Raw genomic sequence first — 14,006 nt, 5'->3', positions numbered from 1 at the left:
GCGATCGGCATGGAGGCGCTGTTCCCGCTCGCGACGACGACCGGGACGGTCACCGTGCGGGTCTCGGTCAGCTATCTGCCCGAACAGTCCGAGCCGGCGCGCGGGCGCTGGTTCTGGGCCTATCACATTCGGCTGGAGAATGACGGTGAGGGTGCGGTGCAGCTGCTCACGCGCCACTGGGTCATCACCGATGGCAATGGCGCGCGGCACACCGTGGAGGGCGAGGGCGTCGTCGGCGAGCAGCCGCTGATCGCGCCGGGCGCGAGCTACGATTATGTCTCGGGCTGCCCGCTCGCCACGCCCAGCGGCGCGATGCAGGGCAGCTATCGCATGATCGCCGAGGACGGGCAGCTCTTCGACGTCGCCATTCCGCGCTTCGCGCTGACCGCGCCGGCGGTGGCGGAGTGAAGCGCACCCATCTGCCGCTCAACGGTCTGCGCGTGCTCGATGCGGCGGCGCGCCACCTTTCTTTCACCCGCGCCGCCGACGAATTGGCAGTGACCCCCGCCGCGGTCGGCCAGCAGATCCGCGCGCTGGAGGACACGCTGGGCGTCGTCCTGTTCCGCCGCACCACCAAGGGGCTGGAGCTGACTCCCGAGGGCGAGGCGGGGCTCGGGCCGCTGCGCCAGGGTTTCCTCGAGTTCGAGGAAGCGGTGCGCGCGATGCAGGCGGGCCAGTCGTCCAAGTCGCTGACGATCGCGGCACCGCGCGACGTCACGGAAAAATGGTTGCTGCCGCGGCTCGCCGAGATCGCCGCGGCCGATGCCGAGCTGCGCTTCGCGCTGGTCGCGGCCGACGACACCGTCGATTTCACCGAGGCCAACCTCGACCTCGCCATCCGCTGGGGCGAGGGACCGGGCGCGCTGGAAGGCGAGGCGATCGAGAGCGAGGGGCTGGTGACGGTCGAGCGCGCGGGCGGCGGCGCCTCGGCGGTGATCCACTGGCCGGGCGCTCCGGCGGGCGAGGGCGGGGCGCAGGTGCGCGTCGGCGACGCCGGTCTGGCGATCGACGCCGCCGCGGCCGGCCTGGGCCGCGCCACCGTGCCCGAACTGCTCGTGACGCGCGACGTCGAGGCGGGGCGGCTGGTGGTGGTCGGCGAGGCGGTGCCGTCGCGGCTCGGCTATTGGCTGATCGCGCCGACTCCGCAATGGCGCCAGCGCAAGGTGCAGGCGCTGGTGGAAGCGCTGGGCGGATGACGCCGCGGCTCGCGACCGCGCGTCTGGCGCTGCGCGCGCGCGTGCCCGACGATGCCGAGGCGCTCTTCGCCGCGATGGGTGACGCGGCGGCAATGACCTGGTGGTCGCACGCGCCGGCCGAATCGGTCGCAGCCTTGCGTGAGCGCTTCATCGCCCGCGACGATGGCAGTTGGCGCACCTGGGCGGTCACGCACGCGGACGACGACATCGCGATCGGCTTTGTCGCCGCGGGCGAGAAGCGCGCCGGCGTGATCGAGATCGGCTACCTGCTGGTACCCGAGGCGCAGCGGCGGGGTTACGGGCGCGAGGCGGTCGGCGCCGTCATCGAGCAGCTGTTCGGAGAGGGTTATCGGCGCGTGTTCGCCGATACGGATCCGGAGAACGTCGGCTCCAACCGCCTGCTCGAGGCGCTCGGTTTCCGCCGAGAAGGGCTGTTGCGCGCCGAATGGGAGACTCACATCGGCGTGCGCGATACATTGCTGTGGGGGCTGCTGCGCGACGAGTGGCGCGGGGCGGCGGGCGCTCCGACTTGATGAGTTGGGCGATGGAGGCCACCCCGGCGGCACCAGCGGTCCAGTCGAACGAGCTTTTGCGATCACCAGGGCTACCCTTCCTGCGCCACCGCTTTCGCCGGGGCGCAGGAAGGCGATCGTGGGTCCCTCACTCCGGAACGGTGTTCTCGTCGGCGATCTTCGCCTCGAAGGATTTGCTCGAATCGGTGCCGTCCGGCTGGTGCGCGCCACCGTGCTTGGCGCCGGCCTTGCCCTCCGGCTTCGTACCGCCCTTGCCGTCGGGCTTGGGTGCCGGCAGCGAGGGCTGCTTCGGCGTCGAGCTGCGCAGCGACAGGAGCGCCGCGGTCGCGGCCGCACCGATCGCCGCCACGCCGCCGGCGATCGCCGCCGCACCCCATTTGCCGCCGACCTTGTCGGTTGCGCGCGAGGCCGCCTTGCCGGCGCTGCGCGCCCCGCGCGTGGCGCTCTTGCGCGTGTCGGTGGCGGCGCGGGTCGCGCGCTTCCGTGCGGCGCCGGCCGAGCGCGACACGCTCTTGGTCGCCGCGGTCACCGCCTCGCCGGCCTGCTCCAGAGTAGATGGCTCAGCCGCCGCGGAGCGCTTGGTGGCGGCGCGGCGCTTCGGCGTGGGCGTGTCGTTCGTGGTCTTGCGCTTCGTCGCCGGCTTGCTCGCCGCGCTTGTGCTGGCCTTGCGCGGCGCGCGGCGGCGCGGCGTCGCCGGCTTGGACGAGGTCGGCGCCGGGGTCGGCGTATCGCTGCTGTCGTCGGCCATCATCTGCTCCCTGGCGAAATGGTACGGCCGCGTAACGCGCGGCCGCCGCTTCGTTTCCAAGGCAGTCGCCGACACTTAGCGGAAGGGCGGCTCGTTGAAGGCGCGCAGCTTGCGACTGTGCAGCTTGGCGCCCTCGCGTCGGAGCTCCTCGCACGTCTCGATCCCGATCCGCATGTGCTCGCTGATCGCACGCTCGTAGAAGCGGTTGGCCTGGCCCGGCAGCTTGAGCTCGCCGTGCAGCGGCTTGTCCGAGACGCACAGCAGGGTGCCGTAGGGCACGCGAAAGCGATAGCCCTGCGCCGCGATCGTCGCCGACTCCATGTCGATCGCCACCGCGCGACTGAGCGAGAAGCGCAGCGCCGAGCGGGCGTAGCGCAGCTCCCAGTTGCGATCGTCGGTGGTGACGATCGTGCCGGTGCGCAGCCGCCGCTTGAGCGCGTCGCCCGACTGGCCGCTGACGGTCTCGGCGGCGCGTGCCAGCGCCTGCTGCACCTCCGCGATGGCGGGTACCGGTATCTCGGGCGGCAGCATGTCGTCGAGCACGTGGTCGTCGCGCAGATAGGCGTGCGCGAGCACATAGTCGCCGATCCGCTGCGACGGACGGAGCCCGCCGCAATGGCCGATCATCACCCAGGCCTCGGGTCGCATCACCGCGAGATGGTCGCAGATCGTCTTGGCGTTCGACGGACCGACGCCGATGTTGACGAGCGTGATTCCGGTGCGATCGTCCGCCATCAGGTGATAGGCGGGCATCTGCAGCCGCCGCCACGCGCTGTCGTCGAGCATGGCGGGATCGTCGCCCGCCTGGAACAGCACGCCGCCCGGCCCCGACAGCGCGGTGAAGCGGCTGTCGCCGCCGACCTGGCTCGCACCCCAGCGGACGAACTCGTCGACGTAGCGGTGATAATTGGTGAACAGCACGTAGCGCTGGACGTGCTCGGGCGGCGTGCCGGTGTAGTGGCGCAGCCGCGCGAGGCTGAAGTCGGTGCGCAGCCCGTCGAACAGCGCGAGCGGGCGCGTGCCGTCGATCGAGGCCCACAGGCCGTCGGCGATCTCGTCGCCGATATAGGCGAGCTCGGTGGTCGGGAACCAGCGCGCCAACTCGGCGGCGGAGACGGTGTCGAGGCTCAGCGCGTGGCCGGCGTCAATCACGTAAGGAAAGGGGATTTCCTGCGTCCCCGCCGCGGCGCTGACGGTGACGTCATAATCCTCGATCAGCAGGGTCAGCTGCTCGATCAGGTAATCGGCGAACACCGCGGGCTTGGTGACGCTGATGCGATATTCGCCGGGGCTCACCAGCCGGCCGAAGGAGCGCAGTGGCGTCGGGCGATCGTCGCCGCCGGCGAAGCGGAGCCGGATCTCGGGATAGGCGAAGGAGCCGTCGCGTCGCGTCTCGGGGGCGGGGGGCGTGCCCTCGGCGATGTAGAGGGAGATCGCTGCCTTCAGCCGGTCGACCGACGCGCTGTAGAGCCGGTTCAGTTCCTGTACGATGTCGTTCGCTGTCATTCCCGACGGTTACATTCGACGTGTGACTGCGGCAAGTCGGGGCTTGCCACGGAGCTGGTGGCGATGATCAGCAATCCTCCCCGCTCGCGGGGAGGGGGACCGCGCCCGCAGGGCGCGGTGGAGGGGGGCTTCCGCATGCGCTGCGCTGCGTGGAGAGCCCCATCCACCATCACGCTCACGCGCGGCGGTCGCCCTCTCCGTACCGGCAGGCATCAAAGGGTTACAGCAGCGTCAGCAGGTGTTCCGCCGAGCTCACCCGGAACTCGCCCGGCGCCTCGACCTCCAGCGACTCGACCACGCCGTCGTTCACCACCATGGCATAGCGCTGGCTGCGCTTGCCCATGCCATATTTGCTGCCGTCCATGTCGAGCCCGAGCGCGCTCGCGAACTCGCCGTTGCCGTCGGCCAGCATCGTCACGCTGTCGGCGCTATTCTGCTTGGCCCAGGCGCCGAGCACGAAGGCGTCGTTCACCGCGGTGCAGGCGATCTCGTCGACTCCCTTGGCGCGCAGCTCCCCGGCCTTGTCGAGATAGCCCGGCAGATGTCGCGCCGAGCAGGTCGGCGTGAAGGCACCCGGCACCGCGAAGAGCGCAATGCGGCGGCCCTTGAAATATTCGGCCGAGTCGACCGGCTCCGGCCCCTCGGCGGTGACCTTGGTGAGGCGGACGGAAGGCAGAGCGTCGCCGACGCTGATCGTCATAGGGGTCTCCGGTTCGAGTGGCGCGACGGTGTCGCAGCCGCCCCGGGTGATTTCAAGCTTTGGCAAGCGCCGCCGCACGCACTAGGTTCGGCGCGATGGAGCAAGCCAATTATCTCACCGGTCAGTTCCTGCTCGCCATGCCAGGGATCGGTGACCCGCGCTTCGAGCATTCGGTGATCGCGATCTGCAGCCACGACGAGAGCGGCGCGCTCGGCGTCGGGATCGGCGCGGTGGTCAACGGGCTCGGCCTGCACGACGTGCTCGAGCAGCTCGAGATCGCGCCGGGCGAGGCGCCCGACGCGCCGGTTCACTTCGGCGGACCGGTGGAGACGCGGCGCGGTTTCGTGCTCCACTCAAGCGACTGGGGCGGGCATGACACGCTGGACGTCGCCGGGCGTTGGGCCTTGTCCGGCACGCTCGACGTGCTGCGCGCGATCGCGGCCGGTAACGGCCCGTCGCGCTGGCTGGTCGCGCTCGGCTACGCGGGCTGGGCGCCGGGGCAGCTCGACGCGGAGATGACGCGTCACGGCTGGCTCAACGTCGCCGACTCGCCCGAGATGCTGTTCGACACGCCGGTGGAGCGGCGCTGGACGCGCGGTTTTGCCGCCGCGGGGGTCGACCCGCGGCTGCTATCGAGCGAGAGCGGACACAGCTGAGCCGCTCTCCCACAACCATATAAAGATATCTTTATATTTGATCGGCGGCGTTTGGCGGGCTAAGGCGCGCGGATGCCGACCGGTGCGTGGCGCCTTGGTCGGCCCTATCAGTCTGGAGACAACGCCGTGGCAACCGCCCCAGTGTCTGACCGCACGCTCAACACCAACGATTACGTCATCAAGGACATCGGCCTGGCCGATTTCGGCCGCGCCGAGATCAATATCGCCGAGACCGAGATGCCCGGCCTGATGGCGCTGCGCGCCGAGTACGGCGCCGCGCAGCCGCTCAAGGGCGCGCGCATCACCGGCTCGCTGCACATGACGATCCAGACCGCGGTGCTGATCGAGACGCTGACCGCGCTCGGCGCCGACGTGCGCTGGGCGACCTGCAACATCTTCTCGACCCAGGACCACGCTGCCGCGGCTATCGCCGCCGCCGGCATCCCGGTGTTCGCGGTGAAGGGCGAGACACTCGCCGATTATTGGGACTATGTCGGCTCGATCTTCGACTGGGACGACGGTACCGGCCGCACCGCCAACATCATCCTCGACGACGGCGGCGATGCGACGATGTTCGCGCTGTGGGGCGCCAAGCTCGAGGCCGGTCAGAGCTTCGGCGAGCCGGAGAATGAGGAAGAGGTCGAGTTCCAGCGTTCGGTCAAGGCGTTCATCGCCAAGAAGCCGGGCTATCTGACCGAAACCGTCAAGAACCTGAAGGGCGTCTCGGAAGAGACGACAACGGGCGTCCACCGGCTGTACGAGATCGCCAAGAAGGGCGAGCTGCCGTTCCCGGCGATCAACGTCAACGACTCGGTGACCAAGTCGAAGTTCGACAATCTCTACGGCTGCAAGGAGTCGCTGGTCGACGCGATCCGCCGCGCCACCGACGTGATGCTGGCCGGCAAGGTCGCGACCGTCGCCGGCTTCGGTGACGTCGGCAAGGGCTCGGCCGCGTCGCTGCGCAACGGCGGCGCGCGCGTGCTCGTTACCGAGATCGACCCGATCTGCGCGCTGCAGGCGGCGATGGAGGGCTATGAGGTCGTGACGATGGAGGAAGCGGTGAAGCGCTCCGACATCTTCGTCACCGCGACCGGCAACGCCGACGTCATCACCGCCGATCACATGAAGGCGATGAAGCCGATGGCGATCGTCTGCAACATCGGCCACTTCGACTCGGAGATCCAGATCGCCGCGCTCTCCAACTACAAGTGGACCGAGGTGAAGCCGGGCACCGACCTGGTCGAGTTCCCCGACGGCAAGCAGATCATCGTGCTCGCCAAGGGCCGGCTGGTGAACCTGGGCTGCGCGACCGGCCACCCGTCGTTCGTGATGTCGGCGTCGTTCACCAACCAGACGCTCGCGCAGATCGAGCTCTGGACCAAGGGCGAGACCTATAAGAACGAGGTCTATGTCCTGCCCAAGCACCTCGACGAGAAGGTCGCGGCGCTCCACCTCGAGAAGCTCGGCGTCCAGCTGTCGCAGCTGAGCGAAAAGCAGGCCAAGTATATCGGCGTGCCGGTCGCTGGCCCGTTCAAGCCGGACCATTATCGCTACTGATCGCCCCGCGCGATCGCGAGAAAGACGGGGGCGGTGCCGCGAGGTGCCGCCCTTCTCGTATGTTGCTGCGGCGCAACAGCGTGGCTGAATGTCACATTAACCCTTGCGACAAAGATGCCGAGATGTCCCTAATGGGACAGTAACATCACGGCCTCGAAGCAGGGGAAGACGATGACGATCTCGCATTGGCGGAGCGGGTGCGCGCTGGTCGCGCTGGTGGCGGGCGGCCTCGGCCAGCCGGCGCACGCGCAGCAGCAACCGCTCGAGACGGCGACCCAGCAGGACGCACCTGCCGCGGCCCCGACTGCGGCGGATACGGCGCAGGCCGATGATCCCGTCGATATCGTCGTCACCGGCTCGCGCATCGCCCGGCCCGAGATCGACTCGCCGACTCCGGTAACTAGTTACTCGTCGGCGTCGTTGCAGCAGTCGGGTCGTGTCAACGTGACGGACTTCCTGACGCAGAACCCCGCGCTGATCGGTTCCTCGACCAGCGCGAGCCAGTCCGGTTCCACCGCCGACAACGGCGCTGCCGGCGTGAATCTGCTCAACCTTCGCAATCTCGGCGCGGACCGGACGCTCGTGCTGGTTGATGGACGCCGCCACGTCGCCGGTCTACCCGGGACCGCAGCGGTCGACATCAACACGATACCCGCCGATCTGATCGAGCGTATCGACGTGACGACGGGCGGGGCTTCGGCGATCTACGGCGCCGACGGCGTGTCAGGTGTCGTCAATTTCGTCCTCAAGCGCGATTTCGAGGGGCTGGTCGCACGCGCGCAGACCGGCGTCTCGGAATATGGCGACGCCGGCAGCCGCTTCTTCTCCCTTACCGGCGGCAAGAACTTCGCCGACGGTCGCGGCAACATCGCCCTGAACTATGAGTTCCGCGACGATGATCGTGTCAGTTCGTTCGCGCGCGAGCGTGCCGGCAACCCGCTGCGCACTTATGGCATCGTTCGCGACCCGGCCGACATCCCCGACGATCCCACACGATTTGACCGCATCCGCACCAACAATCTGCGCTACGCCGACAGCTCGCGGGGAGGCGCCGTCGACCTTGATCTGGACGGCATACCCGATTTCAACGGGGACGGCCGGGTCTACGACCGCGGGGTCAGCCTGCCGGGCACCGGCCTGGTCCAGGGCGGCGACAGCACACCGCAGGCGGGTTACCAGGGCGACCTCCAACCGAAAAACCGAATCCACAACGTCAATCTGCTGAGCAGCTTCGAGGTGTCCCCCGCGCTGCGGCTGTTCGCGCAGGGCAAATATACCAACACGCACAGCTACACGGTGTCGCAGCCGAGCTTCGACTTCTTCTCCTATCTCGCACCCGACAACGCCTTCCTGATCGATCGCTTCGGCGCCGACGCGGCGGCCAATGGCGCTCTCGTCTCGCGCGACAATTTCGACTTCGGCGTCCGCGGCGAATCGTCCAAGCGCGAGACGTACCGATCCGTCATCGGGGCGGACGGGCAGATCAGCGATCACGCACGTTACGAAATCTCCTACACTTATGGCCGCACGGACAGCCGCTTCCTGTCCACCAACTATCGCATAAGCGACCGCTATTTTGCTGCGCTTGACGCAGTACGCGATCCCGCGACCGGGCAGATCGTCTGTCGCTCCGACCTTGATCCCACGGCCAACATCGACCCGAACAACTTCGATGCGCCGGCGACGACCTTCACGCCCGGCGCGAGCAGCGGGTGCCAGCCGCTCAACATCCTGGGCGAGGGCTCGCCCAGCGCCGCGGCGCTCGGCTTCGTGCAGGCCGACATGATCAACTTCTACCGGGTGCAGCAGCACGTGGTGTCTGGTTCGATCAGCGGTGATTTCGGCCAGTTCTTCGAGCTTCCCGGCGGCCCGATCGGCTTCGCCCTGGGCGCCGAATATCGCAAGGAGAGCAGCCGCTTCGATCCCGACCCCCGGGTGGAGCAGGGCGAGTTACTCGATTTCTCCCAGGTCGGGCCGCAGAGCGGCAGCTTCGACGTCAAGGAAGCCTTCGGCGAGCTCCGCGCGCCGTTGCTCAAGGACCTGCCTTTCGCCAACACGCTCGAGTTCAACGCTGCGCTGCGTGTCTCCGATTATTCCACCGTCGGCAACACCACGACGTGGCAGGTGAGCGGCATCTGGGCGCCGATACGCGATATCCGCTTCCGCGGCGGCTATTCCGAGGCGGTTCGCGCGCCCAATATCAGCGAGCTTTATGCGCCGGTCAGCGGCGCCTTCTCGTTCATCGACGATCCCTGCGATCCGGAGAACCTGCCGGAGGGCACGCAGTACCGCGCTGCCAACTGCCAGGCCGCGCTCACCGCGGCGGGGCTGTCGCCGGCGCAGATCACCGCGTTCAATCCGGTGAATGACCCCGTCGCGACCGCCAGCCTACCGGGTCGGACGGGCGGCAACAGGGAATTGCGCGAGGAGACCGCCAAAACTTGGACCGCGGGGGTTGTGCTATTACCGCGCTTCCTGCCGGGTCTGTCGATCACGGCGGACTGGTACAATATCAACCTGACCAACGCAGTGAACTCGCCTACCGCGCAGCAGCTCGTCGACCTGTGCGTCGATCAGCCGACACTCGACAATCCCTACTGCTCGAACGTCTCGCGCAGCGGTGTAACTGGCTACGTGAACGATTATCTGCTACAGCCGGAGAACGTTGCTGCGTTCCGCACACAGGGCCTGGATCTTCAGGTCGCGTATAGTCTCAATGCCGGCGATCTCGGGCGCTTCAACCTGAAGCTGGTGGGCAACTATCTCGACCGGCTCGATTTCGTACCGACACCAGGCGCCGAACGCGAGGACCAGCTCGAGCTGCCGACGCTGCCCGCGCCCAAATACGCGGGCACGTTCGACCTGACGTGGACGAAGGGAGCGGTGACGCTCAACTACGGCATCAACTATTCCAGCAAGGTACGGCGCTTCACCCGCGATCAGGTCAGCGCCAATCCGGATATCGCTGCGCCGGAGTATCTCTACTATCGCGAGCGCTGGGAGCACGACATCCAAGCCTCGATCGCGGTCGAGAAGAATTTCAGCTTCTACTTTGGCGCCAACAACCTGACGGGCGCTGGCGTGGAGCCGACCGGCTATGGCCCGTATTCATATTCTTTCCTCGGCCGTTATTACTACGCGGGGGCGCGGATCGCGCTTGATCGGCTATTCTGATCGGGGAACGGGCGGCCCCGCAACGCTCGTTTTTCCCCGTCCAGGCGCTTTTCCCGCGCGAAGGGCTTGCTAAATCACGGGACATGCCGTCCCTGCGTGCCATGGTGCAGCGTCCATGATCACGATCGCGCCCGCTACCGCGGTGATCGTCGGTACCGTCGTGGCGCTGCTGCTGGTCGCCGGTGCGGTGCTGCTCGCGCTCGGGCTGCGCGCGCGTGCCGCCGCGGCGGGGGCGATCCGCGGGCGTGACGCGCTCGAGTCGTTGCTGGCGGTGGCGCCGATGCAGCCGGTGGTGGTCCATCCCGACGGGCGCGTCGAGATGGCGCGCCGCGTCGCCGACTGGCTCGGCCTCTCGGGCGTGCCGTCCTACCTCCAGGAGCTTGAGGCGGCGGGGTGGGGCATGGACTCGTCCGACGCGGAGGCGATGGCGCGCGAGCTGTCGGCGTGCCAGCGTTCGGCACGCGGCTTCTCGCGCAGCCTGCACGCGCGCGACGGACAGCGCACGCTGACGGTGCAGGGCGAGCGGCGCGGCAGCGCGGTGCTGCTGTGGTTCTACGACTCGACCGTCAGTGAGGGCGAGCGGCGCCGGCTCCGTGCCGAATATGCCGAGCTGTCCGACGCTTTCGATGCGCTCACCGGGCTCGTCGAGGCGGCACCGCTGCCGATGTGGTATCGCGACACCGATCTGCACATCGCGATCGTCAACTCGGCCTATGTCAGCGCGGTCGAGGGCAGCGACGCCGCCGACGTGGTCGGGCGCGGGCTCGAATTGGTCGACGGCTCGGGGCAGGGTGGACCCAGCGCCGGCGCGGAGGTGGCGCTCGCGGAGGGCCGACCGCAGCAGCGCGTCCTGCCTGCCACGATCGGCGGGGCGCGGCGCTCGCTGCGGATCCACGACGTGCCGCTGCCGGTCGGCGGAGTCGCCGGCTACGCGATCGACATCGAGGAGCTGGAGCAGAGCCACGCGCGCGAACGCCGCTTCGCCGACGCGCAGCGCGCGATGCTGGACCGCCTCTCCGCCGGCGTGGCGCAGTTCGGGCGCGACCGCAGTCTGGTCTTCTGCAACCAGCCGTTCCGCCGCATGTTCGCGATGCGGCTGGAGTGGCTCGCCGACCGGCCCGAGTTCGATCGCGTGCTGGAGCGGATGCGCGAGGCCAATCGCGTGCCCGAGGTGCGCGACTTCCCCGGCTGGAAGGCGGAACGGCGCGGCTGGTTCGTCGACGCCGAGGGCGCGATCGAGGAGAATTGGCACCTGCCCGGCGGCACGCACCTGCGCGTCGTGGCGCAGCCTTTGCCCGACGGTGGGCTGCTGCTGATCTTCGAGGATCGCACCGAACAGGTCCAGCTCGCCAGCGCGCGCGACACCCTGCTGCGCGTCCGCACCGCCACCTTCGACAACCTGTTCGAGGCGCTGGGCGTCTTCGCCGCCGATGGACGGTTGCAGCTGTGGAACAATCGCTTCCGCGCGCTGTGGGATCTCGACGAGGAGTTCCTCACCGGCCACCCCCGCGTCGACGTCATCGCCGAGAAGGTCGCGGCCAAGCTCTCCAACCCGCGCCGCGCGCGCTCGATCGCCGAGCTGGTGCGCGTCGCCACCGTCGAGCGGCAGCAGCGCGCGGGGCATATTGCGCTGGCGGACGGGCGTAACTTCGAGTTCGCAGCGGTGCCGCTGCCCGATGGCAACGCGCTGTTCACGATGCTCGACGTCACCGACAGCCGCGCGATGGAGCAGGCGCTGCGCGATCGCAACGACGCGTTGGAGGCGGCCGACCGCGTCAAGACCGCCTTCGTCGCCAACATGAGCTACGAGCTGCGCACGCCGCTCACCTCGATCAGCGGCTTCGCGGAGATGCTGCACGGCGGCTATGCCGGTGAACTGTCTGCCGACGCGACCGCTTATCTCGACGCCATCCTCGACTCGGTCGATCGCCTCGGCCTCCTGATCGACGACGTGCTCGACCTGACCTCCACCGATACCGGCGCGCGCCCGCTCGAGCGCAGCGACGTTGATCTCGGCGCGGTCGCGCGTGCCGCGGCGGACGCGCTGCGCGCGGCGGCCAAGCGCCACCACGTCGAGCTGGCGATCGAGGTGCAGCGGTCGGCGGGCCGGCTCACCGGCGACGCGCGGCGCATACGCGAGGCGATCGAGCACCTGCTGCGTCACGCGGTCGGCTCTGCGCGCAGCGGAGGCCGCGTGCTGCTCCACGTCGACGGCAACGCCAAGACTGCGCGCATCATCGTTTCCGACGACGGCGAGGGCCTGTCGCCCGAGGTCGCCGCGCGCGCCTTCGACCGCTTCGCGCAGAGCGGCGTCTCGGCCGGCAGCGAGCGCGCGCTCGGGCTGGGGCTGCCGCTCGCCAAGCAGTTCGTCGAGGCGCACGGCGGGACGATCACGCTGGTGAGCGAGCCTGGCGAGGGCACGCTGATCACGGTGGAGCTGCCGCGGCGATGAGTGTCGCGCACGGCTCGCTGCGGCTGGCCGACGCCCCCGCCACGCTGGCGCTCGGCGCCTCGCTCGCGCCGCTGCTGCGCGCCGGTGATGTGGTGACGCTGTCGGGCGGACTGGGCGCGGGCAAGACCAGCCTGGCGCGCGGCGTGCTGGCGGCGCTCGGGCTCGCCGACGAAGCACCGAGCCCGACCTTCGCGATCGTCCAGCCCTATGCGCCGCCCGAGGTGTCGCTGCCGCTGCTCCACGTCGACCTCTACCGGCTCGACGATCCGATCGAGGTGGAGGAACTCGGCCTCGACGAGGCGCGGCTCGATTCGGCGCTGCTGATCGAATGGCCCGAACGCGCCGGGATGGGGCGCTGGCCCGACGCGCTGGCACTCACCCTTGCCGCCGAGCCGGACGGCGCGCGGCGCTTGACTTGGAAGGCGCCGCCCGCTTGGGGAGCGCGATGGCGACCCCGATGACGCCGCCGGCGGACGCCGCGGCCTTTCTCGACACCCACGGCTGGCACCAGGCGCGGATCGACCCGCTCGCGGGCGACGCCTCGTTCCGGCGCTATTTCCGCGTCGTCGCGGGCGAGCGGCGCGGCATCCTGATGGACGCGCCGCCGCCGCAAGAGGACCCGCGCCCGTTCCTCGACGTCGCGCGCTGGCTCGCCGAGCGCGGCTTCGCGGCGCCCGCGGTTCACGCGGTCGATCTCGAGCGCGGGCTCGTGCTGCTCGAGGATTTCGGCGACGAGCGGCTGCGCGAGACCGCCGACGCCAACCCGGAGGCCGCGGTGCCGCTCTACGCCGCCGCGATCGATCTGCTCGTGGCCCTACGCGGCCATCCTGCCGCCGCGGTACGCGCCTACGACCGCGCCGAGCTGCAGCGCGAGGCGGGGCTGCTCACCGACTGGTATTGCCCCGCGATCGGCGTCACGGTCGACGTCGAGGGATATCGCGCCGCCTGGGACAAGGTGCTCGGCCACGCCGAGGCGGCGGTGCCCGTGACCGTGCTGCGCGACTATCACGCCGAGAATTTGATGCTCGTCGGTGCCGGGCGCTCGCTCGGCCTGCTCGACTTCCAGGACGCGCTCGCGGGGCACCCGGCGTATGACCTCGTCTCGCTGCTGCAGGACGCGCGTCGCGACGTCGACCCATCGCTCGAGGAGCGGATGCTGGCACGCTACCGAGCCGCGACGGGCGAGGGGGACGCCTTCCTGCGCGCCTATCACGTGCTCGGCGCGCAGCGGAACGCCAAGATCATCGGCATCTTCACCCGACTGTGGCAGCGCGACGGCAAGCCGCGCTACCCGGCGCTGTGCCCGCGCGTGTGGGGTTATCTTGAGCGCGACCTCGGCCAGCCGGTGCTTGCCCCGGTGGCGCGCTGGTTCGCGGACAACCTGCCTCCCGAGCTGCGTGGCGACCCGATGCTGATCGCCGGCGCGCGCGCGTGACCCGCCCGCACTACATCCGCCCCGATCCCGGCGCACGCGTGCCGCGCAC

12 protein-coding genes are annotated in these 14,006 nt (G+C 69.3%); 9 read left to right on the top strand and 3 right to left on the bottom strand.

Annotation, left to right across the window (positions count from 1 at the left end; genetic code table 11):
- Positions 1-9 precede the first annotated feature (9 nt).
- From apaG to FHY02_RS04680, 3 genes are read left to right on the top strand one after another with little or no spacing between them, the layout of a single operon-like run.
- Positions 10-408: a Co2+/Mg2+ efflux protein ApaG gene (gene apaG / locus FHY02_RS04690; protein WP_183921435.1), complete on the top strand. Its 399-nt coding sequence runs from the start codon at positions 10-12 to the stop codon at positions 406-408.
- Complete coding sequence (locus tag FHY02_RS04685; RefSeq protein WP_183920701.1) at positions 405-1,196, top strand: LysR family transcriptional regulator; 792 nt, start codon at positions 405-407, stop codon at positions 1,194-1,196. The genes apaG and FHY02_RS04685 overlap by 4 nt, the downstream gene beginning before the upstream one ends.
- A complete protein-coding gene (locus FHY02_RS04680) occupies positions 1,193-1,729 on the top strand; it encodes a GNAT family N-acetyltransferase (protein ID WP_183920700.1) in 537 nt (178 codons plus the stop codon). The genes FHY02_RS04685 and FHY02_RS04680 overlap by 4 nt, the downstream gene beginning before the upstream one ends.
- A 127-nt stretch (positions 1,730-1,856) precedes the next feature.
- Here the strand turns inward: FHY02_RS04680 and FHY02_RS04675 are convergent, their stop codons facing one another.
- From FHY02_RS04675 to FHY02_RS04665, 3 genes are all read right to left on the bottom strand, one after another.
- Positions 1,857-2,477, bottom strand: coding sequence for a hypothetical protein (locus tag FHY02_RS04675; protein WP_183920699.1), 621 nt, complete (start codon positions 2,475-2,477; stop codon positions 1,857-1,859).
- A 75-nt stretch (positions 2,478-2,552) separates the two neighbouring features.
- Positions 2,553-3,983 carry an AMP nucleosidase gene (locus tag FHY02_RS04670; RefSeq protein ID WP_183920698.1) on the bottom strand — a complete coding sequence of 477 codons (1,431 nt, stop codon included), beginning with the start codon at positions 3,981-3,983 and terminating at the stop codon, positions 2,553-2,555.
- A 220-nt stretch (positions 3,984-4,203) separates the two neighbouring features.
- Positions 4,204-4,683 carry a peroxiredoxin gene (locus FHY02_RS04665; protein WP_183920697.1) on the bottom strand — a complete coding sequence of 160 codons (480 nt, stop codon included), beginning with the start codon at positions 4,681-4,683 and terminating at the stop codon, positions 4,204-4,206.
- A gap of 95 nt (positions 4,684-4,778) precedes the next feature.
- On the opposite strand from FHY02_RS04665, the gene FHY02_RS04660 reads away from it, so the two are divergent.
- The 6 genes from FHY02_RS04660 to FHY02_RS04635 all read left to right on the top strand — a co-directional run bounded on the left by FHY02_RS04660 (position 4,779) and on the right by FHY02_RS04635 (position 13,957).
- Positions 4,779-5,339 carry a YqgE/AlgH family protein gene (locus tag FHY02_RS04660; protein WP_183920696.1) on the top strand — a complete coding sequence of 187 codons (561 nt, stop codon included), beginning with the start codon at positions 4,779-4,781 and terminating at the stop codon, positions 5,337-5,339.
- Positions 5,340-5,411: 72 nt separating this feature from the next.
- A complete protein-coding gene (ahcY, locus tag FHY02_RS04655; protein ID WP_221198470.1) occupies positions 5,412-6,896 on the top strand; it encodes an adenosylhomocysteinase in 1,485 nt (494 codons plus the stop codon).
- Positions 6,897-7,067: 171 nt separating this feature from the next.
- Positions 7,068-10,070, top strand: a complete 3,003-nt coding sequence (locus FHY02_RS04650) for a TonB-dependent siderophore receptor (RefSeq protein ID WP_183920694.1) — start codon at positions 7,068-7,070, stop codon at positions 10,068-10,070.
- Between the two features lie 115 nt (positions 10,071-10,185).
- Entirely contained in the window at positions 10,186-12,522 is a 2,337-nt protein-coding gene (locus FHY02_RS04645; RefSeq protein WP_183920693.1) for a PAS domain-containing sensor histidine kinase, read from the top strand.
- Positions 12,519-12,983: a tRNA (adenosine(37)-N6)-threonylcarbamoyltransferase complex ATPase subunit type 1 TsaE gene (gene tsaE / locus FHY02_RS04640; protein ID WP_183920692.1), complete on the top strand. Its 465-nt coding sequence runs from the start codon at positions 12,519-12,521 to the stop codon at positions 12,981-12,983. The genes FHY02_RS04645 and tsaE overlap by 4 nt, the downstream gene beginning before the upstream one ends.
- Positions 12,980-13,957 carry an aminoglycoside phosphotransferase family protein gene (locus FHY02_RS04635; RefSeq protein ID WP_183921434.1) on the top strand — a complete coding sequence of 326 codons (978 nt, stop codon included), beginning with the start codon at positions 12,980-12,982 and terminating at the stop codon, positions 13,955-13,957. Before tsaE ends, FHY02_RS04635 begins: the two co-directional genes overlap by 4 nt.
- Positions 13,958-14,006 lie beyond the last annotated feature (49 nt).

This window comes from Sphingomonas sp. BK069 (assembly GCF_014193405.1).
Lineage (GTDB): Bacteria > Pseudomonadota > Alphaproteobacteria > Sphingomonadales > Sphingomonadaceae > Sphingomonas.
This window is presented reverse-complemented; position numbering and strand designations above follow the sequence as displayed.